We start from the raw sequence: 23,794 nt of genomic DNA, 5'->3' as shown, positions 1-23,794 counted from the left end.
GATTTTCAGAAATATTTGTTTAATTTTAGCTCTTTAATCAGTTTGTCTTGAGTGTGAAACGATACATTTCCTTTTTTATTGTCCTTTTTTGTTTCATTTTTAAAACCAATGGACAAAACGTATCCTTGTACAATCAATTCAATGGGCGATATGATTTTACATTTATTGGCAACACCTTGAATGTTCAACCTAATTTTGGAAACGATCCCTGTTTGTTACTGACCAGTTCTACTGCCTCGCTAAATTTGCTTTCGGGAAACACGATTGAAAGCGCCTATTTGTATTGGGCTGGTTCCGGAACGGGTGATTTAAATGTCAAGTTGAACGGAATAGACATTACGGCGCAACGCAGCTTTTCGGCTATTCAAAATATAAATAACAATCCTTTTTTTAGTGCTTTTGCCGATGTTACGACCATAGTTCAAAATGTGGGTAACGGCACAATTACCCTTTCTGATTTGGATGTAACGCCTTTTTTTGGCCCGACAATGTACTGCAACAACGGAACTAATTTTGCAGGTTGGGCCATTGTGGTGGTTTACAGCAATCCGGCTTTCCCTTTAAACCAAATTAACGTTTACGATGGACTGGAGACCTTATCGAGTCCGAATCCGCCATTCGAAGTTGATCAGCTCATCATCAATTTAGGCAATTTAAACGTTTTGGATAATTCAGGTGCCAAGCTGGGATTTGTGGCTTGGGAAGGCGATGCTAACATTCAAGAAGCAGAAACATTATTGATTAATGGTAATCCGCTTAGTGATATTTGGAATCCGGTAAACAATGCCTTTAACGGAACCGATAATATTTTAGGCACCAATCAACTCTACAATATGGATTTGGATATTTACAACATTCAAAACTATATTGCAGTTGGCAATACGTCAGCTACTGTAGAGATGACTACGGCGCAGGATTTTGTCTTAATCAACACCATAGTTACCAAACTTAACAGTCAGTTACCTGATGCCACAGTTACAGTAAACTCGATTGAGCAGACCTGTGATTCGAGAGTCGTGGCACTAAATTATACGGTATCCAACTTGAATGCTACCAATCCATTGCCTCCTGGAACTCCAATATCCTTTTATATCGATGGGGTTTTAATTGCTTATGATGAAACTACGCTTCCCATTGCCGTTGGTGACAGTGTGAATTTTTATTTGTCGATGGTGATTCCGGATACGATTCCGCTTGATTTTACGATTACCATTGTGGTTGATGATACCGGAAATGGCACTGGCATTGTAGCGGAGTTAAACGAAAACAACAACACGGCACAAACACTCATTTCACTTTGGCTTTCACCAACATTTAATCCACTTGAAAATCTTGTATCTTGTAACGAAAGATTCACGCAAGGCACCTTTGACTTTTCATCCTATGCCGATAGCGTCAAAACGAATCCGGATGACACTGTTCGCTTTTTTGAAACCAATGACGATGCCGTAAACGATGTGAATCCGATTTTGAACACAACCAATTTTGTTGCAAATACGACTCCCAAAGAAATATTCATCCGAGTTTCTAACGACAATTGCTTTGCCATTACTTCCTTTTTATTGACAACCCGAAACTGCCCGCCGACGGTCTATAACTATGTTTCTGCTAACGGAGATTTCTATAACAACACCTTTACCATTGATGGCTTACGCGATATTTTTCTAAATTTTAAACTGGAAATCTACAACCGTTGGGGACGATTAATTTGGACCGGAGACCAGAGTAAAGAAAATTGGGACGGTTATGTAAAAGAGGGATTTGGCTCAAAAAACGCAACAGACGGGACTTATTTTTACCTGCTTTTTTTAAACGATGTTGACTATCCGGAACCGCTCAAAGGATATTTATACCTAAATCATTAGAAAACGCTGTAACTTTGAACGCTCAATTGTACCTCTAAAAAATTTATTTCACATCAATGAAACAAATTACCTCTTCGCAAAATCCGTTTATAAAATCACTGATTCAAGTACAAGAAAAAGCCAAAGCCCGAAAACAATCCGGCACTTTTTTAATAGAAGGCCTGCGCGAAATCGAATTAGCCATCAAAGGAAATTATGAAATCGTTACTGTTTTATTTGTTCCTGAAATCAACAATAATATTCAAATCGCCCAATTCTCAAATCTTCAAATTGATTTAATAGAAATCTCCAAAGAAGTCTATCAAAAACTGGCCTATAGAGATACCACCGAAGGCATTCTAGCCGTTGCTAAAACCAAATCTCTCTCTTTATCAGCATTACAGCTTCCTGAAAACCCGCTCATTGTAGTGATGGAAGCGCTTGAAAAGCCAGGAAATATTGGTGCCGTTTTGCGTACTTGTGACGCCGCTCATGTTGACGCCGTAATCATTGCCAATCCAAAAACCGATTTATACAATCCGAATATTGTCCGTTCGAGCGTTGGCTGTTTGTTCACTAATCAGATTGCTATCGGAACCACAGAAGAAGTTATAGCGTATTTAATCCAAAACAACATCAATTTCTACAGCGCAACGTTACAGAATTCGACTTCCTATCATACGCAAGATTATACTACTCCAACCGCTTTGGTGGTCGGAACAGAAGCTACAGGTTTAACAGAACTTTGGCGTGAGAAAGCCACCCAAAATATCATCATCCCTATGCAAGGCGAAATCGACAGCATGAACGTTTCTGTTGCAGCAGCCATTCTTATCTTTGAAGCCAAAAGACAACGGAAATTCAAATAAATACTATCTTTATAACCAACCACTAAAACCAACTAAGATGAAAAAAAGTCTATTGACCTCGTTCCAACCTATAAATGTATCCGCTGGAATTTTATTGATTAGAGTCGTTATTGGCGTTCTCATGGCCTTTTACGGCTATCAAAAACTAATCAACTTTGAAACGATGGCGGCTTCCGATTTTTGGGCAAAAGAAGTCAGTTTCCTCGGTATGACTGGAAAAACACCTTTGGCATTGACCGTTTTCGCAGAGTTCTTCTGCAGTTTATTGTTGATATTGGGATTATTTACCCGAGTGGCATTGATTCCGCTAATTATCTGTATGGGGTATATCGTTGCTTGTGTGGCCAAATTTGATGTAATATATTCTGGGGATAACGGTATTGAAATGAATACTGCTTTTGTGTATTTCATCATTTATATCGGCATTTTACTTACCGGTCCCGGAAATTATAGCCTTGACTATAAAATTGCAAATCGATAGTATAATCCATTTGCACAGTTCAATTGTTATGCTTATTTTTAGCTAATTGATTGAAACATGCTATGATTGAAATAGATTTAGAAGAAGAAAAAAAAGCTATTGCCCGAGAGTACAAAGAATTACTTCGAATAAGTTATCAAACACTTACTGATGCTGATAAAAAACTCATCCGTAAAGCATTTGATGTTGCCGTTGATGCCCACAAAGACCAACGACGAAAATCAGGTGAGGCTTATATATTTCATCCTATTGGTGTTGCCAAAATTGTAGCTTCCGAAATTGGTTTGGGTGCCACAAGTATTGCTGCCGCCTTGATGCACGATGTGGTAGAAGATACCGAGGTCACTTTTGAAGACATCGAAAAAATGTTCAATCCCAAAATTGCGCATCTGGTAGAAGGTTTGACCAAAATTGCACAGGTTAAAAAAGACATGAACATCTCGATGCAGGCGGAAAATTTCCGCAAAATGCTCTTGACATTGAATGATGATGTTCGCGTAATCTTAATCAAAATAGCGGATCGTTTGCACAACATGCAGACGATGGATTCGATGCCCGATTACAAACAAGTAAAAATTGCCTCAGAAACCTTATACATTTATGCACCACTGGCCCATCGATTGGGACTGTACAATATCAAAACCAAGCTTGAGGATTTAGGCTTAAAATATACCGAACCGGAAGTTTTTACGGATATCGTCAGCAAAATAAAAGAAACTAAGGAGGAACAGGACGAATACATCAAGACAATATCCGACGTCTTGAAAAAATCCTTAGACGATGAAGGTGTGGAATATGTCATGAAAGGCCGACCAAAATCGATTTATTCGATCCGAAGAAAAATGGCGGCGCAGAATGTCACCTTTGATGAAGTGTATGACAAGTTTGCCTTGCGTATCATTTATAAATCCAATCTTCATGATGAGAAATTCCTAGCCTGGAAAATCTATTCGATAGTAACCGATCATTATCGCCCAAGTCCAAGCCGATTACGCGACTGGATTTCCTCTCCAAAATCGACCGGATACGAAGCGCTGCATATCACTGTCATGGGACCAAAAGGACGTTGGGTAGAAATTCAGGTACGCAGCGAACGCATGGATGAAATTGCCGAAAAAGGATACGCTGCCCATTACAAATACAAAAACGGCGCCACAGAAGAAACCGGTTTGGACACTTGGCTGAACCTACTCAAAGAAGCTTTAGAAAGTTCTGAAACCAATGCGGTCGACTTTGTGGAAGATTTCAAGATGAACCTCTATGCTAAAGAAATCTTCGTCTTTACGCCCAAAGGAGAAATAAAATCATTACCCAAAGGCGCTACATCACTAGATTTTGCCTTCAGCATCCATTCTGAAATTGGTATCAAAACCCGTGGAACTAGAGTTAACGGAAAATTAGTACCACTCAATCACGAACTAAAAAGTGGTGATCAAATAGAAATCATTACCTCCATCCATCAGAAACCAACCATCAACTGGCTGGATTATGTAACGACATCGCGAGCCAAGAATAAAATCAGAAACGTCCTTAACGAAAATACCAAGAAAATTGCTGAAGACGGAAGGGAACTTTTAACCCGAAAAATGAAACATTTAAAAATTACACTTAGCGAAAGTGTGATTAATGAATTGGTTAATTTCTTTGGATTAAAAACCAGCTTAGATTTGTTTTACCGCGTCGGCATTGGCTCGATTGAAAACCAACAGCTAAAAGATTTTGCGGCACAAAAGAGTAATACGTTGATGAATTTCTTCAAAAGTAAAATGAGGCGTTCTCCATCGAATTCGGAAGATATTCATAAACCTGTGCTCAACAGCAATTATGATATGCTGGTTTTTGGTTCTGAACAGGACAAACTCGATTACAAACTTTCTTCCTGCTGCAACCCCATTCCGGGTGACGAAGTTTTTGGTTTTATTACCATAAATGAAGGCATAAAAGTTCATAAAAAAGACTGTCCTAACGCCATCACCTTACAGTCTAATTACGCTTACCGAATCATGCAGGCTAAATGGATCGATTCCTCACAACAGGAATTCAAAGCGATTTTGAAAATCACAGGCATGGATAGTTTGGGCTTGACTAATGAACTGACCAAAGTAATTTCGAACAATATGCACGTGAACATCCAGAGTATTTCGCTAAGCGGAGAAGCCGGAATTTTTAACGGTCAAGTTGCGGTAATCGTACAAAATAATGCCATTCTGAAAAAATTGATTGAAAATATCAAGAAGATTGATGGCGTGGATAAAGTAACCCGAGTTTATACTAACTAATGAGAATCTTCTATACCCTTCTGTTGCTGTATGTCCCAATAGTATTTTTTGGGCAAAACAAGAATACCAAATTGCCCCTAGATTTAAACACTGTTTTTGTCACTATTGATGCTGACTCCTATTCGAAATTATTCGATAATTCGTTTGTGAAAGATACGCTATTTTTATGTAGAAGCTCTTCAACCTCAACAGACAAAGAAGATTATACTGGGAAATATCTGATTGGAAAGGCGGCAACAATTGAGTTTTTTTCTCCGATGAATACCACAATGACTGGTGATACTTTTGGAGATGTGGGTATCGAATTTAAAACCCGAAAAATAAATCAACTCGCTCTTTTTGAAAACGACAAAACCAAAACAGAAACCACTTTCTTTCAAACAGACAGCCTGAAAATTCCCTGGTATAAAAGCGTAACCGTTACGTTGCCTTCACCACATTTTGAAGTCTCTTTATTGGAATATCAAAAAGAATATCTCAGTTATATGGGATTTTCAGAGATTGAAATGACTACTGAAATGACCTATGACCAATACAATGCAATACTTTCAGGAGGAAATAAATATCCACGAAAATTCAATTCGATTTCCGCTATTGAAGTCACTTTAGCGCCAAAAGAATTGGAATATCTTATCAAGTCGGTAGAAAATTTAGGCGGAACAGTGAATCGCGAAACACTGCGTCTCAACGGAACAACCATTCATTATCATGTAGCGACAAAGGAACATTTTAGAGTGAACAAAATTGTCCTAGAATTGACTGATGAAGTTCCGAGTAAAACGATTATTATCTCTAAAAACCTTACAATCAAGACTAAAAAGAAAACAGCGGAAATTCAATTTTTATATTAAAAACCATGGTTATTGACACATTTGTTTAACAACTTTTGGCTTCTAATCATTTGAACTTTAAACAAAAAAATTACCTTTGTCCTATGACACTAATTAGCACCGACAACATAAAAAATCAAGAAACGGTAAAGAATGTATTTACCTTATATCTTGAAAACAAAGGACATCGTAAAACACCCGAACGCTATGCGATTCTTCAGGAAATTTACGAAAGCGAAGAGCATTTTGATATTGAAAATCTATACATCAAAATGAAAAATAAAAACTATCGCGTGTCGCGGGCTACCTTATACAACACTATTGAACTTTTATTGGATTGTGGCTTGGTGCGTAAACATCAGTTTGGACAAAATCAGGCACACTATGAAAAATCGTATTTTGACAAACAGCACGATCATATCATCATGACCGATTCTGGCGAAGTCATTGAGTTCTGCGACCCTAGAATTCAAACCATAAAACAAACCATCGAAGATATTTTTGGAATTGAAATCCACAACCACTCGTTGTATTTTTATGCCACTAAGAAAGAGTAGATTCGGTTATTCGTGTATTCGATATTTCAAATAACCCAATCAACAAATTACAAAACTAACTACATAACACACAACAACACACAATGACTGTAGATTTACTACTCGGATTACAATGGGGAGACGAAGGAAAAGGAAAAATCGTTGACGTGCTCACCTCTAAATACGATATTATTGCCCGTTTTCAGGGCGGACCTAATGCAGGACACACTTTAGAGTTTGACGGTATCAAACACGTTTTGAGAACGATTCCTTCCGGAATTTTTCACGAAAACAACATCAACATCATCGGAAATGGTGTGGTGATTGATCCCGTGGTTTTTAAAAGTGAAGTCGATGGTTTGGCTAAATTTAATCTGGATATTAAATCCAAATTGATTATCTCGAGAAAAGCGCATTTAATTCTGCCCACACACCGTTTGTTGGATGCGGCTTCGGAAGCTTCGAAAGGGAAAGCCAAAATTGGTTCTACCTTAAAAGGCATCGGACCCACGTATATGGACAAAACCGGTAGAAACGGTCTCCGTGTAGGCGATATCGAACTAGCCGATTTTAAAGAGCGATACAGAGCTTTAGCCGACAAACACGAAGCGATGATTGCATTTTATGATGTAGCTATTCAATACAATTTACCCGAACTGGAAAAAGAGTTCTTTGAAGCGATTGAAGACTTAAGGAAATTAGATTTTATTGACAGCGAGGAATATTTGGCACAAGCGCAAAAAGCAGGAAAATCGATTCTTTGCGAAGGTGCTCAAGGTTCGTTATTAGATGTCGACTTCGGAACGTATCCGTTTGTGACTTCTTCTAATACTACTGCGGCCGGAGCGTGTACCGGTTTAGGCATTGCTCCGAACAAAATCAAAGAAGTGTACGGAATTTTCAAAGCCTATACCACTCGTGTAGGTTCAGGACCATTTCCTACGGAGGATTTTGGTGAAGCTGGCGATGTGATGGCTAGTATTGGCAACGAATTTGGCTCGGTTACCGGAAGAAAACGCCGTTGTGGTTGGCTCGATTTAGTAGCTTTGAAATACGCCATTCAAATTAATGGTGTTACCCAATTGATGATGATGAAAGGCGATGTGCTTTCGGGCTTTGAGACGTTGAAAGTAGCTACAGCCTATAACTATAAAGGTGAAGTGATTCATCATTTACCGTATAACATTGAAGAAGAAAACGTTGCTCCAATTTACACCGAATTCAAAGGCTGGAAACAGGATTTAACCGGATTAACCACTTTTGAAAGCTTACCCAAAGAACTCAAAGACTACATCGAATTCATAGAAAAAGCAGTCGAAGTGCCGATAAAAATTGTTTCGGTGGGACCGGATAGGAAACAGACGATAATGAAGTAAAAATAGAAACCCTTTCAGTGATGAGAGGGTTTTTTATTTAAGATTTCCGATTTCAGAAGTCAGAATTAGGTTTTTGTTTCAACGCTTTCTTTGTCATTTCGACTGAAAGGAGAAATCTCATTAACTTAATGGTATGTGATTTCTCCCGTTGGTCGAAATGACAAATTTAAAAGCAACCCTCACTGATGAGAGGGTTTTTTTATGTAATTTTTTCTTACATTAGCGGGTAATAGTCTAGTTTATAATACATATCAAGAAGTTACCAGCAGGCTTTTCACAGTTTGCGCAAAAAAATAAATGTACACTTAAAGTGTACATTTATAAAAAGAATAAAGTTTAGTTTTATAAATTATTATTTTACGTTTAAAAAAATATCTCGAATCTTAAATATTAATTTCATTAAAAAAATCTTTTACTAATGTTTAATTTAAAAAGTTAAAGTTATGAATCACTTAAAACAAATATTATTACTATTCTTAATTTTAGGCGCTTCATTCGTTTTTAAAGGTTGCGAAACAGAAGAAATCTACACAAGAACAAGAGCGAAGCCAGTAATGAAATACATATCATTCTCCGAGTTCAGCAAACAAGGAAGTGCCAAGCAGAAATTTAATGAAATTGAGAAAAAAAGTAAAACTTCTATAAATTCGAAATTACTATATCTACCAGAATACAATTTTCTGATTGATACAGATGAAATTATTATGTGGCAATACGGTGATTACAAATCGTTCACATTCAAAATCTACAGGCCAACAGAAATAGAGAAAATTGAAAATTTAGTAATAGTTGAAAAAACGGAGTCAATTGAAGCCTATATTGCTAAATACACATTGTCAGATACAGAGAAACAGCAAATACAAAACAATCAGCCAGTAGACTTAAGTGGAAAATTAGACTTAAAATATGTATCAGGCGGCGGTTGTTGGCATATAACACATATTGAAGGCCAAATAGGAGAAGATGGGCTGGTATACGCAAACATACAATATTGGCATAATAGCTGTACTGGCGAAGACAAAATAGTTTCAGTTGCAATTGCTGACACAAACAATCCTGGTCAAAGTGGAGGCGATTCCAACGGAGATTCAGATAGCGGCAATAACGATTCAGGGGCTGGTTTTTTTGGGATTGGTTTTTTTGGCAGTGGATGGTTTTCAGCCTGGTCAGGTAATGATGGCCCTGGTCTCGGAAACATTGGGGGCGGTTCTGATACAGGGTCAAATCCAACATGGCCAAATTCGGGTGGTACAAATGGATCAAATCCAACCAATAATAATCCTGCCACCTTAGTTCTAGATATAAATTTTGTTGTAACACACCCATTTATTCCAAGTTATGATGACATTATTAGTGACTTGACAAAACTAACAGAAATAACAAATGATACAACTAAACCCTACAAAGAAAAAATTACTATCCTTCAGCAAAGTTTAACATTAGACCATGAAAGAGGATTTCAATTTGGAGAGGACAGTAATCAAAACGTTACAGGTATTGAAATGCCATATAGTCAAACTGGTGTTCAATTTAATTTGCCTCAACCAAACACTACAGTTCGAATACATAGTCACCATAACGGTTTAGACCCAATCTTTTCAGCAGAGGACATAAGAGGTATGGCAGAATTTTATGTTGTTAAAGATGATTCGGGTAGCGAAAATGCAGAAGAAGTAATTTCAATATTAATTAGCAGAACGGGGGCCTATGCAACAACCGTAGACGACCCTGATCAAGTTTATAAATTTTATGACGTTATAAAAAATGGCAAAACTGAAATTGATGGTAAGATTACAACGAATATGAAAATATATTTAGAAGGCTACACTGATGAAGTAATTAATAAATCAAGAAGTCAATGTAACGGGAGCTGTACCACCGAAGAATATGACAATTTATTGTTAGAAAATTTTTTAACTTGGCTGAAATCTTGGAATACAGGACAAGGCTATTATATTGGAACCCCTAATGGAGATGGAACTTACACTTGGACTCGTATTAACTAAAAAAAAATAAAATGAAAAATATATTATCCCTTTTATTATTCTTTATTTTTGCTCACAATCAGGCGCAAACAATAATTCCCTCTGAAGATTTTTTTAATCACAATTCTGAAAATAATATCTATTTCAAAGATGTAAACCACATCTTTGATAAATTTGTTGGCACTTGGGTTTATTCCGAAGGTCCGCATTATTTAAAAATAATCGTCACAAAAGCATTAAGGGTTAGAGATGGCATCTCAACAACAGGAATTCAGTATAAAAATCGGATACATTATTATGATATGATAACTGTAGATTACCAATATAAATATAATGGAGTCGAAATTTATCATGTACTCCCTCCATATCAAACCGTAGGTGGTGCGACTGTTTTTAGTGCTATATCTGGTAAAATCATAAATAATCCGAATCAAATTAATTTATTCTACGATGAACCTTCAACTACTAACTGTATCCGTAGCCGAATGGGGCAATTAAAATTAACTTATTTGGCTGAGAATGTTCAAAAACTTAAATGGGAAAGAACGGATAAAAATCTACAAAACTCTCCAACATTTTGTGAAAACGGCACATTCGATGAATCTGAATACCAAATCCCCGCTAACATTATTTTAATAAAACAATAAAATTTTATCATTTCACTTAAATAGCACGGAAATATTTCCGTGCTATTTTTTTAACAAAACCCGAAGGCGCGGAGTTGTATCACCGCTAGCGCGGACTTGCAATCCTTGCTTTCCTCCAACCCCTCCAAAAACCAACTTTCCAGCATTTTCAAGGTCTTGAAGCCTTCAACTAGAAAATTTGTACAAAAAAAAATGTACAAAATATTTTGTACAAAAAATTTTGTACAAAAAACAATGATTCGAAAAATTTAAAAAAAACCGTTTCCCGATAGCGCGCGGAGTTATACTCCGTGCCTTCCGGAAACCCTTCTAAAACCCAACTTTCCAGCATTTTAAAACTCTGGTTGCTTCTCAAACAAATCAAATCGGGAAAGAAATGAGGGATGACTCTGTTCAAGATTGCATAAAGTTTCAATAACAATTAAATGCAAAACCCTTTCAGCGATGAGAGGGTTTTTTAGTACTGATTTTTTTATACTTTAGCGGGTAGTAGTATGATTTACAAAACATCTCAAGTAGTTACCCGCAATTCATTGAAAACCTCTTAAATCAAAACTTATGAAATCTATTAACACGCTATTTTTGGTCTTACTATTTAGTAGTTGCTCCAATAAAATTATTTCAACAAAATCAGGTTTACAATATCGTATTATAGAAAATGGTAGTGGAATAAAAGCCAAAGCCGGTGATGAAGTCTTTATATATGAAACAACTAGTTACAGAAATGGAACTGTTCTCTATTCCAATTATAATTCAACGTCTCCTGTAAAAGTTTTAATTGGTGGAAATCAAGCAACAGAAGCAGTTGACGAAGGATTACGTGGAATGCAAGTTGGCGAGATTCGTGAATTAATTGCCCCCCATTATTTAGTTAAGCGAAAGGGTTACCCAAGTAATGTTAGTCCGGATTCTACCTTAGTAATTAAAATTAAGTTAGATAAAATTGCAAGAAAATAATAGTCGCACTAACGCCAACAACCCTTTGGCTTACTAGCTGCTTGGTACATCTTGAAAAATACGCTGAACTTTAGCATTTCGTATTGCATTTTTCGCTAACTTGTAACAACTCCGCTCAGCGGCAAAACATTAGCGGTAACTATTTAAGATAATCTATGAAAAAAAAGTTAGTATCCATTCATCACTTTTTAGTTGCCTTGATTTTAATATCAAAAGGGTTTGACAAAATCCAACATCATCACAGTTTCATCGGATGGACAATTTTACTTTTAGGCGTTATAGTGCTATCCTACTTTATCTTTATAAAGCTATCCAAAAAGCCACATGCAACATTAGAACTACTTATACATTTATTTGAAAGCATAGCTTTGTTTTTAACCTCCTACGTTTACTTTCAGGAAGGTAAGTCACTATTGCCCTTTGTAACGATGATTGCCGGTATTGGATTCCTAATGGCCACAATCCTACATTTAAAAAAACATTATAAAAGGCATGAAAACTAATTATGGAAAAAAGCGACGTACAGCTAACAGTGGTTTTAAAAAATAGTTGGTTTTGTTTTTAGCCGAACTCGAACTAAAAGCGAACACAGCGAAGCTAGATTACTCAAAAGGAAAATTCTATATCTTTACAACAATGCGAGAAATAGTCGCCACTGTTTGAAGACGCGGCAAGTAAGGCTTCTTTGCCAGAAAATATAGCATACCATGAAAAAAAAACTTTTAGAAAGCGGAGTAGTTTTAAGTATCAAACTTAATCATGATTTAGGGTATTCCTTTGCCAAGGTTGTCAACTTAACCGACTTTGCCAAAGATGATCTCTCAGATACTTTTCATCTAATACTCTACCCTTACCATTATATAGTTCAAAACGAAAATGACTATAAACACGAAGAGTTTATAAAATCCGAACCGTTGACGGGACCTTTATTTGTAGACCATATTCTATATGAAATAAAAAGTGGCTTCTACAAGATTGTTGATAAAGTTGATTTAAAACCCTACGAGAAAAGAGTTCCTGCCTTTAGAGGATTCTCTGGTTTGGTCTACGGTAAAATTCATTACTTCGAAGATGAAGCAACAGACTGGAATTACTTCGAAAGAGGCACTCCGTTTCGCAGAATTGTAGCGAGTTATGAAGAAGTCAAACATTTGGAAGATAACACAGCGCATTCACATGAATTTGTTGAACGCCGACTTACCATGGAGATATTGAATAGAAAGGGCGAAAATATCAAGGATTATTACAAATTGGATGATTGGACAGAGCTTTGTGTTTACAATAATATGGTTTACAAAACTCCATTTAACCAAGTCCCTGATACTCATAAAGGGATTGTTAAAAAGTAGTATTGTCGCTTGATATAGGTGCGCAATAGCTAGAGAATACTTAATTAATTACCCATGAAAAAAAATATTGTAGTGCTATTATTTGTCGTTTTTGGATGCCTGACCCTAGGCTTCTTTTCCTTATTTGTAAAAAGATGGAACTTGCCCTACACTAGCGAAGGAACCTATTTTGATGAAGCCAGTTTAATTACGTATAAAGAGCAAGCTGCAGAAGTGTATGGCATTATCGCCTTTGTTTGCTTCCTATTTACCGGACTACTTCTATATAAAATGATGCTATTTAAAAAACACTAAATGAGTATGGTGTGGAACCAATACAAAACTAATGCTGTTATGAAAATAAAATATCTAGTACTGGTATGGGCGCTGGTTTTCGCTTCCTGCAAAAGGGAAACAGCTACAGCTACACCATCTTCTAAACCGGAAACCAAAGCTACAGTAAGTTCTTCCTCTACAGCAAATCTGTTACAAAACTGTCCGGAGAAAACCCTTCCGCTGGTGGATTCCACAAACTTTAATCATCATCAAAAATTCAGAATCCTATCGGCTGCAGAACAGAAAACCCTGGGTTTGCAGAAGATCTATTTGAGCAATGACAAGAATGAAATTAAAGCGGTAAGCCTTGATTATTCGCTATCCCTTTCGTCAAAATTCAAAACACTTGTTATAAGCTATTATTTTGGCGAACATGAAATGTTTACTTTTCTCATCAACTATGATAGTAATTATAAGATTTTGGGCTTTCTAAATATTGCTTATGATGAAATTGCAGAAAGTGCCAGCAGTACCCAAAGTCAACTAACACAAGACCTAATTATTGTTATGGATAGTGACCATTGGAGTGATCCACCAGTAATTACAAAAACAAGTTATGTCATCAAACCAGATGGCAGCATTATCAGGGAATAGTTTTCACAAGAAAAGGTTTTATTTTTATCTTAGCGAAAGAAACTTTTACGAATATCAATAAGACATTGAACGCCATTAAAAACCGGCTCAGTAAGATTGAAAAACAGAAAAATACAAGCCTAAATGAGAAATCAAAAGCATCAAAACTGTTATAACTGCGGTACCAAACTCATTGGAAAATACTGCTCCAACTGTAGTCAAAAATCAGACACTAAAAGATTAGACTTCAAACACTTTATTCAGCACGACATCATTCATGGCGCGTTACATTTTGACAAAGGATTATTGTATACCGTAAAGGAAATCATGCTCAGGCCAGGCAAAGTAACTAATGACTATATCAGTGGGAAAAGAGTGCGATACTATAATTTCTTTTATCTTTCGTTACTCATCATTGGTTTTACCTTACTCCTGCAATCCTTACATCAGGAGAAAATTAATGTAACAGGGAAGAGTATCACTTATATTGAAACCCGAAACTTTGCTTCGAAAAATATTAAATATATTTTATTGTCCTTTATCCCGTTTTTCGCATTGTCCTCAAGAATAGTCTACAGAAAAGTACACTACAACATCGCGGAGCACACTATCATTGCGAGCGTGACGCTGATTTATTTTTTAGTACTTAATTTACTATCAGAAGTAGTAGACTTAACAGGTTTACAAATACATCATAATGCCATTTTTAGTTCACTTTCGGGATTGTTAATAGTGTATATCTACTACCAAACCTTCAAACTACACTATACCACAAAAAAATGGGGTAACGCCCTAAATGCCTTTCTTACCTTAGTGCTATTCTCCTTTTTATTTCTGCTACTGATGTTTATTATTATCTACATTTTAACTACCAAGTAATCCAAAAAACAAAAACCCTTTCATATAGAAAGGGTTTTTTGTTATATAAACGAATAGGTGTCACTAATTACAGTTTAAAAATAAAACTTTCACTAGGTTGAATAGTCAACTGAATAGTTCCTTTTCCGTCGGTTACTTTGAGCTGGGCTTTGCTTCCGTATAATTGATCGGTTACATCGTATAATCCGTCTTGAATGTTCCAAGCTTTAATAACCTCTTCTGGAATTCGCAATTCGAAGTCACTTTTGGTAACCCAAGAGAAATTAGCCACGACAATTAATTTTTCTTTGTCGGACCAACGTACATAGGAATATAATCCGACGTCATAGCCTTTGGCCTTGTTTCGATTAGCACTTTGTATTTCCTGATACTTGCCCATTAAGGCGTCACTTGTAATGGTAAAGTTTAATAAACGTTTGTAAAAATCGCGGAGTGCTTTTTCGCTATCCGATAATTGTCCACCGTCAAATTTACCGCCATTCATCCAGCGCTGATGATTGGGAACACCAACATAATCAAAAATAGAGGTACGCGTAGGTTTTCCGAATCCACCATCAATGTTACCAGCCTCACCTACTTCTTGCCCGAAATAAATCATCGTTGGAGATGTGCTAATCGTAGCCGAAACCACCATCATCGGTTTCCCTTTCTCTGGTGTTCCTGCAAATTCATCGCTTGCCAAACGTTGCTCATCATGGTTGTCCAAGAAATGTAACATATGATGCTCAATATCAGCCATACCGTTTTGTATTTCTGAAAGTCCGTCTGGTAATGCTTTACCCTGAATTACCGCTTTCAAATGGTCGTAGGTTTCTACTTTATCATACAAATAATCCATTTTGCCCAGTTTGATGTAATTGCGGTATTCTTTAGGGTTATATACCTCAGCCAATAAAAATGCATTCGGGTTTTTCATCTTGATGGCCGAATTCATATAACTCCAAAACTCATACGGCACCATTTCAGCCATATCATATCGGAAACCATCTACGCCTTTGGCAATCCAATACAATGCGATGTCGCGGAATTTCTTCCAGGAACTCGGCACCTTTTTATCGTTCCAAAAGGCATGATGCGCTTTATAATCTTTTTCAGCATAACCTTCAGGTAGTTCGGGAAAGTCTTTGGAACCATCTGGCTTGATGCCATAATTTACTTTTACCGTTTCATACCAATCGTTGATATCCGGTTTGGCCTCGCGAGAACCGTTGCCCGTCCATTTTGCTGGATTTTCAGTAAACTTACCATCACTTAACGGAGTTACCTCGCCATTCAAAGGTTTATAAGTTCCTGATGTTGGCACCTCAAACGGTTTTCCCGGAATATAATAAAAGTTGTTCTCACGAGCATATTCCACAGTAGTATCATCTTCTGCACCAAAATCGGTTACACCTTTCGGATTGCTGATACTGTGGTAATTTCGTGCAATATGATTGGGTACGATATCGATAATAACCTTTAATCCGTTTTTATGCGTTCGGGCAATCAAGGCTTCAAATTCCTCTAATCGTTTGGCCGGATTAACCGCTAAATCGGGATTGACATTATAGTAATCTTTCACGGCATACGGCGAACCGGCGCGACCTTTTACTACATCGGGATCATCATTTGAAATTCCGTACTTCGTATAATCTCGAATGACATCATGATGGGGTACTCCAGTGTACCAAATATGGGTCACTCCTAGTTTTTTGATTTCCTGTAACGCCTTATCGGTAAAGTCGTTGAACTTCCCTACGCCATTTTCTTCGATTGTTCCCCAGGGTTTGTTGGTTGTATTTTTGTTACCGAACAAACGGGTAAAAACCTGATAGACAACTTCTTTTTTAGGCGTAGTGGCTTTCTTTTGGGCATTCATAGTGGTCTTTTTTTGGGCTACGGTTGTAGTAACTATAACACAGCTTAGTAGTAAGGTAAAAGGTAAACTAGTTTTCATATTACAGTTAGAATTATAATTGGATTGAAATATGTCATAGCTACAAATATAAAGAATATCACTTCTTCTGCAATTGCAAGAAGGACGAAAATCAATTAATAACCAAAAAGCTGGTAATAATAAGTAGAAACCATTGAATAAAAATTTGCTTAATTTACATTCGATAATGCCTCTATCTTTGTTTCAGAAATTTAAATCACTTGTTTTGAAAACAGTAACCAAAATAGTTCTTTACAGCTTTTTCCTTTTTACAGGTCAGTGTGTTTGGTCACAACAGTCCGCCATTGATAGTTTAAAAAGAGTCTATAAAGTAACCAAAGTCGATACGGTTAAGGTGGGGCTTTTGAATAGAATAGCGTCGGAATTTAAAGAGATGAATCCGGATTCCACTTCTTTTTATGCTACAAAAGCCTTGCAAGTATCAGTACAATTACAATATCCTTTCGGAAAAGCAAATGCCACAATGAATTTGGGTAATGCCAGCATCATTTTGGGTAATTATAAGCAAGCCAAAAATCATTTTGAAGCAGCCAAAACCACTTTTATATCTTTATTACAAAAAGACGAAGAGAATAAGACCTTCCTTTATGGTTTGGCCCGATGCTACTCGAGTTTGGGGGTTATTTTTTCGCAGGAAGGCAACTATTTTGAGTCGTTAGATAATTATCTCAATGGTCTGAAACTCTACCAGAAAATAAACCATAAAGGCAGTATTTCGAAGTCGTATAACAATATCGGCATCGTCTATAAATCGAGAGGCAACAATGCAAAAGCGTTAGAATATTTCAAAAAAGCCTTAAAAATCCAGGAAGAAATTGGCGAGAAAACTTTAGCGGTAACACTCACTAATATTGGCGTCATCTATTTTGAAAACAATCAATTACCGCAAGCCTTTTCGTATTATACCAAAGCAGAAAAACTATTTAAAAGCATTTCAAACACAAGAGGTTTGGCACTTTTAGAAAACTATTGGGGCGATTATTACATTCGGTTACAAAAGCAAGATCAAGCAGAAGTGCATTACAATAAAGCATTGGAATTGTATGAAAGCATCCAAAATAAATTTGGCGAATCGTTAGCATTGTATAATCTTGGAAATCTGTATTTGGGGCAAAAAAAGTATTCCGAAGCGATGCCTTTGGCGACAAAATCGTTACAGTATGCTAGAGCAATTGGGATATTGGATCAAATCTATCATTCGGAACAATTGCTAAGTGCGCTTTATGAAGCCCAAAACCAGCCAGCACTCTCTTTGCAACATTACAAAAACTACATCATTGCCCCCGATAGTCTGAACACTATGGAAAGTACAAAGAAGTTTGACCGCGTTGAAATGGATTACGAATATCAAAAAAAGGAAGCTTTGTTTCAGGAAAAGAACAAACGCGAACGTTTACTGTTGATTTTTGCCATTGTGGGTTCTTTACTTTTTATTGGCTTGATTTTTCTGTTCATCAACAGACAACAAGTGAAACGTCGTTTGACACTACAGAAAGAAGTAGCTGAATACGAACAAAAAGCGTTGCACCTTCAGATGAATCCTCATTTTGTATTTAATTGTTTGGGCTCTATATCGAGTTTTATCGTGCAAAACGGAACCGATTCAGCCTTGAAATATTTATCAAAATTCTCAAAACTGATGCGCTTGACCTTGGAATATTCTAAAGACAGTCTGATTCCGATTGACAAAGAGATTGAAAGCTTACAAAACTATTTAGAACTAGAGCAATTGCGTTTTCACGACAAGTTTGACTTCAGAATTACCTCGAGCGATAACGTAGAATTCAATATGGGCTTGCCTCCGCTACTAATTCAGCCGTTTGTAGAAAATGCCATTTTACACGGCTTAGTTCCGAAAGAGGGAAACGGTAGTATTCACGTTGCTTTTGATGTAGAAAACAATCAATTGATTTGTACCATTGCTGATAATGGCATCGGAATTACAAAATCGGCAGCGCTCCGTGAGCATTCGATGAAAGCCCATAAATCGATGGCCTTGGAAATTACGAAAAAACGTCTTGAGATTATGGAAGCCACCATATCCAAATCGGCACAAATTGACATCAAAGAACTGGAAGAAAATAACGAAATCGTAGGAACAAAGGTTACGCTACGATTGCCGATACAATATATACAATAGTCATAAAGTTTGAAAGTCGAAAGTCGAAAGTCTTTTTACTTTAAAAACAAATCTTTTGACTTTAGACATTTGACATTAAGACTAAACTATGATTACAGCAGTACTAATAGACGACGACAAGCATTTACGAACAGGTTTAAAAGCACTTTTGGAGCGATATACCGATGAGATTCATATCATTGGCGAAGCCGAAAGTGTTAAAACGGGCGTTGCACTTCTCGAAAAATTACAACCTCAAGTCTTGTTTTTGGATATTCATTTGTCTGACGGAACCGGATTTGATATTTTGGAACAGTTGGCTAGAGTAAAAGGAAAAACGAATGCCCATATTGTTTTCATTACGGCTCATGAACAATATGCAGTAAAGGCGTTTAAATTCAGTGCACTGGATTTTATCCTCAAACCTGTAGATCCCGAAGAATTGCAGAATACCATTGCGAAAATTAAAGAAGTGGTGGGTAAAAACAGTTCGTTTGAACACATTGATTTACTGTTAGAGAACATCCGTAAAAAGGTAGATAATTTTAAGAGAATCGCGCTGTCTACCAGTGATGGCATTCATCTTTTTGATGTTTCTGATATTATTCGATGTGAAGCCAAAGTCAATTACACCGAGTTTTTCATCAAAAATCATAAGCCTTTATTGATTTCGAGAACACTTAAAGAATATGAAGAAATGTTGAGCGAACATGGATTTGAACGTATACATCAATCCCATTTGATTAACCTTTCCTATCTCAAATCGTATATCAAATCGGATGGTGGCTATGTGATTATGGCCGACAATACCAATATTCCCATCGCGCAAAGCAAAAAAGAAAAATTGCAGGAATTAATAAAGAACTTTTAAGAGTTTAACGTTCTCCAAACTCAAATAACTTACTGTCATGAAAACAAATAAAACAAACCAAAAAACTGATTTAGAAACATTAAATACCAAAACCATGAAAAAACTACTTGTGCTTTTACTCTTTGTAACCGGTTGCGCTATTGCCCAACCAGTTATAAATAATCCAGAACCTTACCAAGTTTGCGATGATAATGGTGACGGTTTTGCCGCTTTCGACCTTAACCTTATTACGCCTACTTTAATAACGGTTCAAGGAACAGAAATTTCATATTATGAAACTTTAACAGATTCTCAAAATGCTGTAAATCCTATTAATTTATTAGTGCCATTCACTAATACTAGTCCTTTTAATCAAACACTCTATATTCGCGCAATAGACATTGCAAATCCTAGTATTCCTTCTTTTACGACTTTAAATGTAGTTGTAAGTCAGAAACCATCAGTTTCAATGAGTTCTACTTCAAATTGTGTGGGAAATAGTATAACAGTAACAACGACAGTTAATGGGTCGGGTACATATAATTATTTGTACACCTTGCCGCTAGGAGTTTCAGACCCTGGTAATGTTCCTTCATTTTCTACAACAGTTGAAGGTTCATACTTTGTTACAGTTACTGATGTTGCAACGGGTTGTGTATCTAATCAAGTAGGAATTTATGTGTTTTTTACACCGCTTCCAGGAGCAACAGTAGATGCTACTTCTATTTGTGATGGCAATCCAGCATCCGTATTTGCTAACATAACATCTGTTAACACGCCTTCTTACTCATGGACGGTTCCTGTTGGCGCTACAAATCCTGGAAATGTATCTAATTTTACAACTTCACTACCAGGTACTTACTCTGTTATTGTAACTGATGCTACAAATGGCTGTGTTTCAAATCAGGTTTCAACAACAGTAAGTACTCAAACTAGTGTTACACCAACGTTTACAATCCCACCTTCAGCTTGTGCTGGTTTTATATTGCCAACAACATCTGATAATGGTATTTCAGGAACTTGGTCTCCACCATTTTTAGCGACGGACACTTATTTATTCACTCCGTCTTTGGGGCAATGTGCTACTTTGTATTCGACATTTATTACAGTTAATGATGCGCCAAATGCTAACCAACCGCCTAATTTGGTTCAGAATACAACTAATAATAATGCTGTTTTCGATTTAACGAGTCAAAATGGTATTATTAATAATGGTTCAGGTGTACAATTTGAATATTTTCTGAGTTTATTAGATGCTCAAAATAATACCAATGCAATTCCAAATCCAACAGCTTATACCAATGTTTCCAATCCGCAAACAATATACGTAAGAATTGTTGATTTGACCTCTGGAAGCTGTGCAGCAACAACCAGTTTTAATTTGGTGATTAATAATCCAAATAATGTTTACATTCCGGATGCTAATTTTAAAGCAAGATTAATTTCGTTTGGCGTTGATACTAATTTTGATGGCGAAATACAGTTTACAGAAGCCGCTGCATTTAATACTGAATTGAATGTTAATACCTCTCTTATAGCAGATTTAACCGGAATTGAAGCGTTTATAAATATTACTATTTTAAGATGTGCTCAAAACAGTTTGACAGACTTAAACATTAACAATTTGACCAATCTTGAAACATTAGATTGTTCTTATAATCAAATCGCTACCCTGAACATAAGCAATTTAATTAATTTGAAAAATCTTATTTGCATATCAAATTTATTGACTTCTTTAGATGTTAGCCCTTTAACATTATTAGAAGAATTAAATTTTTACAATAATCAAGTTACGACCATCAATGTAGATGCGTTATTAAATTTAAAAAAATTAAACTGCTCTTATAACAGAATTCTTTTACTAAACGTTAATAATCTTCCCATTTTAGAGCGTTTGGAATGCGCGGTTAATTATAGTACCTCCTTTACTATTTCAAACTTACCCAATTTGAAATATTTAGATTATGCTTATAACTTTTCTTTAATTTCATCGAGCCTAACTCAATTTCCTTTATTAGAATATATTGATTGTAGAAGCAATGGATTAACCAATTTGAACATATCCAATCTCAATAATCTTATGACGCTATATGCTGACAGCAATTCTTTAACTACTATTAATTTAAGTAATTTACCAAATTTGAGTACATTGTATGTTAATTATAATCAATTAACAAGTTTAAATCTTGCGGGACTTACAAATTTAGAAACTTTATTCTGTCAAAACAATCAATTAAATATTATAAACTTTGAGGGATTAAATGCTCTTGCAAACGTTGTTTGTGATAATAACTTATTGACTAGTTTAGATTTTTCTCTAACTCCAAATTTATCTTATGTAAGTTGCTCTTATAATAACCTTAGCAACATCAACATCAAAAATGGTACTAATAGTTTTAATAGCAATACCAATTGGAGCCAAAATCCACTTTTGAACTTTGTGTGTTGTGATGATGGCGAATTAGCAGCCGTAAACCAAATTTTAAGTCAAAGCCAAAATTCTAATAATGGAAATGTCGTTTTTAATTCATATTGTTCCTTTGTTCCTGGCGGAAACTTCAACACGATAACAGGACAAATTAAATTAGACGCAAACAACAACGGCTGTGACGCCAATGATAATTCACAACCGCTAATTAGAGTTAATATCAACGATGGACTTACTCAAGGAGCAACAGTTACTGATGCAAATGGAAATTACACATTTTATACAACAACTGGATTTTTTACTATTGCTCCCGAAGTTGATAATCCTTCAAGTTTTAGTTTTTCACCACCAACAGCATCTGTAGCTTTTAGCAATACTAATAGTAACGTTTCTACTCAGAACTTTTGCATCAATCAAAACGGAAGTTTTCAAGATGTTGAAATAGTTATTGTACCTATTGATTTTGCAAGACCTGGCAGTACTGCAACTTATAAAATAGTTTACAAAAACAAAGGGAATACAGTATCATCTGGTAGTTTGAATCTAACTTATAACGATTTATTGTTAAATTTTACGACTGCAACTGTTGTTCCGTTTAGTCAAAATTCAGGAATTTTAAATTGGACGTATGCTAATTTGCAACCTTTTGAAAGCAGAAGTTTTGAAGTTACATTTTTAGTAAACTCAATATCTTCAAATCCACCTGTAAACGTAGGAAGTACATTGAATTTTAATCCTACCATTACTCCAACAGGAACTGATGAAAATCAAAATGATAATCAATTTAATTACAATCAACTAGTCGTAAACTCTTATGTGCCTAATGCAATTACATGTTTACAAGGCGAACTGGTTTCTTCAACACTCATTGGTAATTACCTTCATTATAGTGTTCGGTTTGAAAATACTGGAAATTATCTTGCCCAAAATGTAGTCATAAAAATTGAAATTGATATTGCAAGTTATGACATTAACTCCCTTCAAGTTTTAGGCAGTTCTAACCCTGTTTATACTCGAATTATTGGTAACATAGTTGAATTTATCTTTGACAATATTAATTTAGAGTCAGCTTCAGGCAATCCACCAGTTGGCGGTCACGGTGATGTTTTGTTTAGAATACGAACTAATAATCAATTAGTGTCAAACTCCACTGTTTTGCAGAGAGCCGGAATCTATTTTGATTACAATTTCCCAGTAATTACTAATGATGTAGAAACTACTTTTGCTGTATTAAACAATCCAATATTCGAAATCGATGACAGTATCACCATTTATCCAAATCCAACAGCTTCAATCCTCAATATTGATAGTGATTTTACCATCGAGTCTATGGAATTGTATGATGTTCAAGGCCGAATTTTAGAAACAGTATTAGTCACAGAAAAGATAACCAAACTAGATATTTCGAGTAAATCAAAAGGCATTTATTTCCTAAAAATTAAATCCGAAAAAGGAAGCAAAGTTGAAAAAGTAGTTAAAGAATAAAGTTAGAGTTAATGCAGAAAGAAGCGCAAATCGTAACGGATTTGCGCTTTATTTTT

At 36.0% G+C, this 23,794-nt stretch carries 19 protein-coding genes; 18 read left to right on the top strand and 1 reads right to left on the bottom strand.

All coding sequences use genetic code 11. From position 1 onward, the window contains the following. Positions 1 to 125: 125 nt before the first annotated feature. The 15 genes from ACULEU_RS04085 to ACULEU_RS04015 all read left to right on the top strand — a co-directional run bounded on the left by ACULEU_RS04085 (position 126) and on the right by ACULEU_RS04015 (position 14,920). A complete protein-coding gene (locus ACULEU_RS04085; RefSeq protein WP_445454183.1) occupies positions 126 to 1,865 on the top strand; it encodes a T9SS type B sorting domain-containing protein in 1,740 nt (579 codons plus the stop codon). Positions 1,866 to 1,921: 56 nt separating this feature from the next. After that, positions 1,922 to 2,713 (top strand): TrmH family RNA methyltransferase, encoded by a 792-nt coding sequence (locus ACULEU_RS04080; RefSeq protein ID WP_445454182.1) that lies wholly within the window; start codon positions 1,922 to 1,924, stop codon positions 2,711 to 2,713. 37 nt (positions 2,714 to 2,750) lie between these two features. Further along, entirely contained in the window at positions 2,751 to 3,194 is a 444-nt protein-coding gene (locus ACULEU_RS04075) for a DoxX family protein (RefSeq protein ID WP_445454181.1), read from the top strand. A 62-nt stretch (positions 3,195 to 3,256) separates the two neighbouring features. Continuing rightward, positions 3,257 to 5,473: a RelA/SpoT family protein gene (locus tag ACULEU_RS04070; protein ID WP_445454180.1), complete on the top strand. Its 2,217-nt coding sequence runs from the start codon at positions 3,257 to 3,259 to the stop codon at positions 5,471 to 5,473. Then, complete coding sequence (locus ACULEU_RS04065) at positions 5,473 to 6,324, top strand: DUF5829 family protein (RefSeq protein WP_445454179.1); 852 nt, start codon at positions 5,473 to 5,475, stop codon at positions 6,322 to 6,324. Before ACULEU_RS04070 ends, ACULEU_RS04065 begins: the two co-directional genes overlap by 1 nt. A gap of 83 nt (positions 6,325 to 6,407) precedes the next feature. Next, a complete protein-coding gene (locus tag ACULEU_RS04060; protein WP_445454178.1) occupies positions 6,408 to 6,860 on the top strand; it encodes a Fur family transcriptional regulator in 453 nt (150 codons plus the stop codon). Between the two features lie 83 nt (positions 6,861 to 6,943). After that, entirely contained in the window at positions 6,944 to 8,215 is a 1,272-nt protein-coding gene (locus ACULEU_RS04055; RefSeq protein ID WP_445454177.1) for an adenylosuccinate synthase, read from the top strand. Positions 8,216 to 8,658: 443 nt separating this feature from the next. Continuing rightward, the gene (locus ACULEU_RS04050) at positions 8,659 to 10,221 is read left to right on the top strand and encodes a hypothetical protein (RefSeq protein ID WP_445454176.1); all 1,563 of its coding nucleotides are present in this window, start codon (positions 8,659 to 8,661) and stop codon (positions 10,219 to 10,221) included. Between the two features lie 11 nt (positions 10,222 to 10,232). Continuing rightward, a complete protein-coding gene (locus tag ACULEU_RS04045) occupies positions 10,233 to 10,847 on the top strand; it encodes a DUF6705 family protein (RefSeq protein WP_445454175.1) in 615 nt (204 codons plus the stop codon). Between the two features lie 558 nt (positions 10,848 to 11,405). Further along, the gene (locus ACULEU_RS04040) at positions 11,406 to 11,804 is read left to right on the top strand and encodes an FKBP-type peptidyl-prolyl cis-trans isomerase (protein WP_445454174.1); all 399 of its coding nucleotides are present in this window, start codon (positions 11,406 to 11,408) and stop codon (positions 11,802 to 11,804) included. Between the two features lie 155 nt (positions 11,805 to 11,959). Continuing rightward, on the top strand, positions 11,960 to 12,307 hold the full coding sequence (locus tag ACULEU_RS04035) for a hypothetical protein (RefSeq protein ID WP_445454173.1): 348 nt from the start codon (positions 11,960 to 11,962) through the stop codon (positions 12,305 to 12,307). Between the two features lie 204 nt (positions 12,308 to 12,511). Next, positions 12,512 to 13,153, top strand: a complete 642-nt coding sequence (locus ACULEU_RS04030) for an Imm26 family immunity protein (protein WP_445454172.1) — start codon at positions 12,512 to 12,514, stop codon at positions 13,151 to 13,153. 54 nt (positions 13,154 to 13,207) lie between these two features. Then, positions 13,208 to 13,447 carry a hypothetical protein gene (locus ACULEU_RS04025; RefSeq protein WP_445454171.1) on the top strand — a complete coding sequence of 80 codons (240 nt, stop codon included), beginning with the start codon at positions 13,208 to 13,210 and terminating at the stop codon, positions 13,445 to 13,447. A gap of 39 nt (positions 13,448 to 13,486) precedes the next feature. Next, a complete protein-coding gene (locus ACULEU_RS04020; protein ID WP_445454170.1) occupies positions 13,487 to 14,062 on the top strand; it encodes a hypothetical protein in 576 nt (191 codons plus the stop codon). A gap of 123 nt (positions 14,063 to 14,185) precedes the next feature. Then, on the top strand, positions 14,186 to 14,920 hold the full coding sequence (locus ACULEU_RS04015) for a DUF3667 domain-containing protein (RefSeq protein WP_445454169.1): 735 nt from the start codon (positions 14,186 to 14,188) through the stop codon (positions 14,918 to 14,920). A 67-nt stretch (positions 14,921 to 14,987) separates the two neighbouring features. Here ACULEU_RS04015 and ACULEU_RS04010 read toward each other — a convergent pair whose 3' ends face one another. After that, on the bottom strand, positions 14,988 to 16,856 hold the full coding sequence (locus ACULEU_RS04010; RefSeq protein WP_445454168.1) for an alpha-amylase family protein: 1,869 nt from the start codon (positions 16,854 to 16,856) through the stop codon (positions 14,988 to 14,990). A 205-nt stretch (positions 16,857 to 17,061) separates the two neighbouring features. On the opposite strand from ACULEU_RS04010, the gene ACULEU_RS04005 reads away from it, so the two are divergent. The 3 genes from ACULEU_RS04005 to ACULEU_RS03995 all read left to right on the top strand — a co-directional run bounded on the left by ACULEU_RS04005 (position 17,062) and on the right by ACULEU_RS03995 (position 23,738). After that, positions 17,062 to 18,996 carry a tetratricopeptide repeat protein gene (locus tag ACULEU_RS04005; RefSeq protein WP_445454167.1) on the top strand — a complete coding sequence of 645 codons (1,935 nt, stop codon included), beginning with the start codon at positions 17,062 to 17,064 and terminating at the stop codon, positions 18,994 to 18,996. A gap of 88 nt (positions 18,997 to 19,084) precedes the next feature. Beyond that, complete coding sequence (locus ACULEU_RS04000; RefSeq protein WP_445454166.1) at positions 19,085 to 19,846, top strand: LytR/AlgR family response regulator transcription factor; 762 nt, start codon at positions 19,085 to 19,087, stop codon at positions 19,844 to 19,846. A 94-nt stretch (positions 19,847 to 19,940) separates the two neighbouring features. Then, entirely contained in the window at positions 19,941 to 23,738 is a 3,798-nt protein-coding gene (locus ACULEU_RS03995; protein WP_445454165.1) for a DUF7619 domain-containing protein, read from the top strand. Positions 23,739 to 23,794: the final 56 nt, after the last annotated feature.

The sequence above is a fragment of the Flavobacterium sp. 25HG05S-40 genome (genome assembly GCF_052654735.1).
Note: the sequence above shows the minus strand (reverse complement) of the source record. Positions and strands in the feature narration are given on the sequence as shown.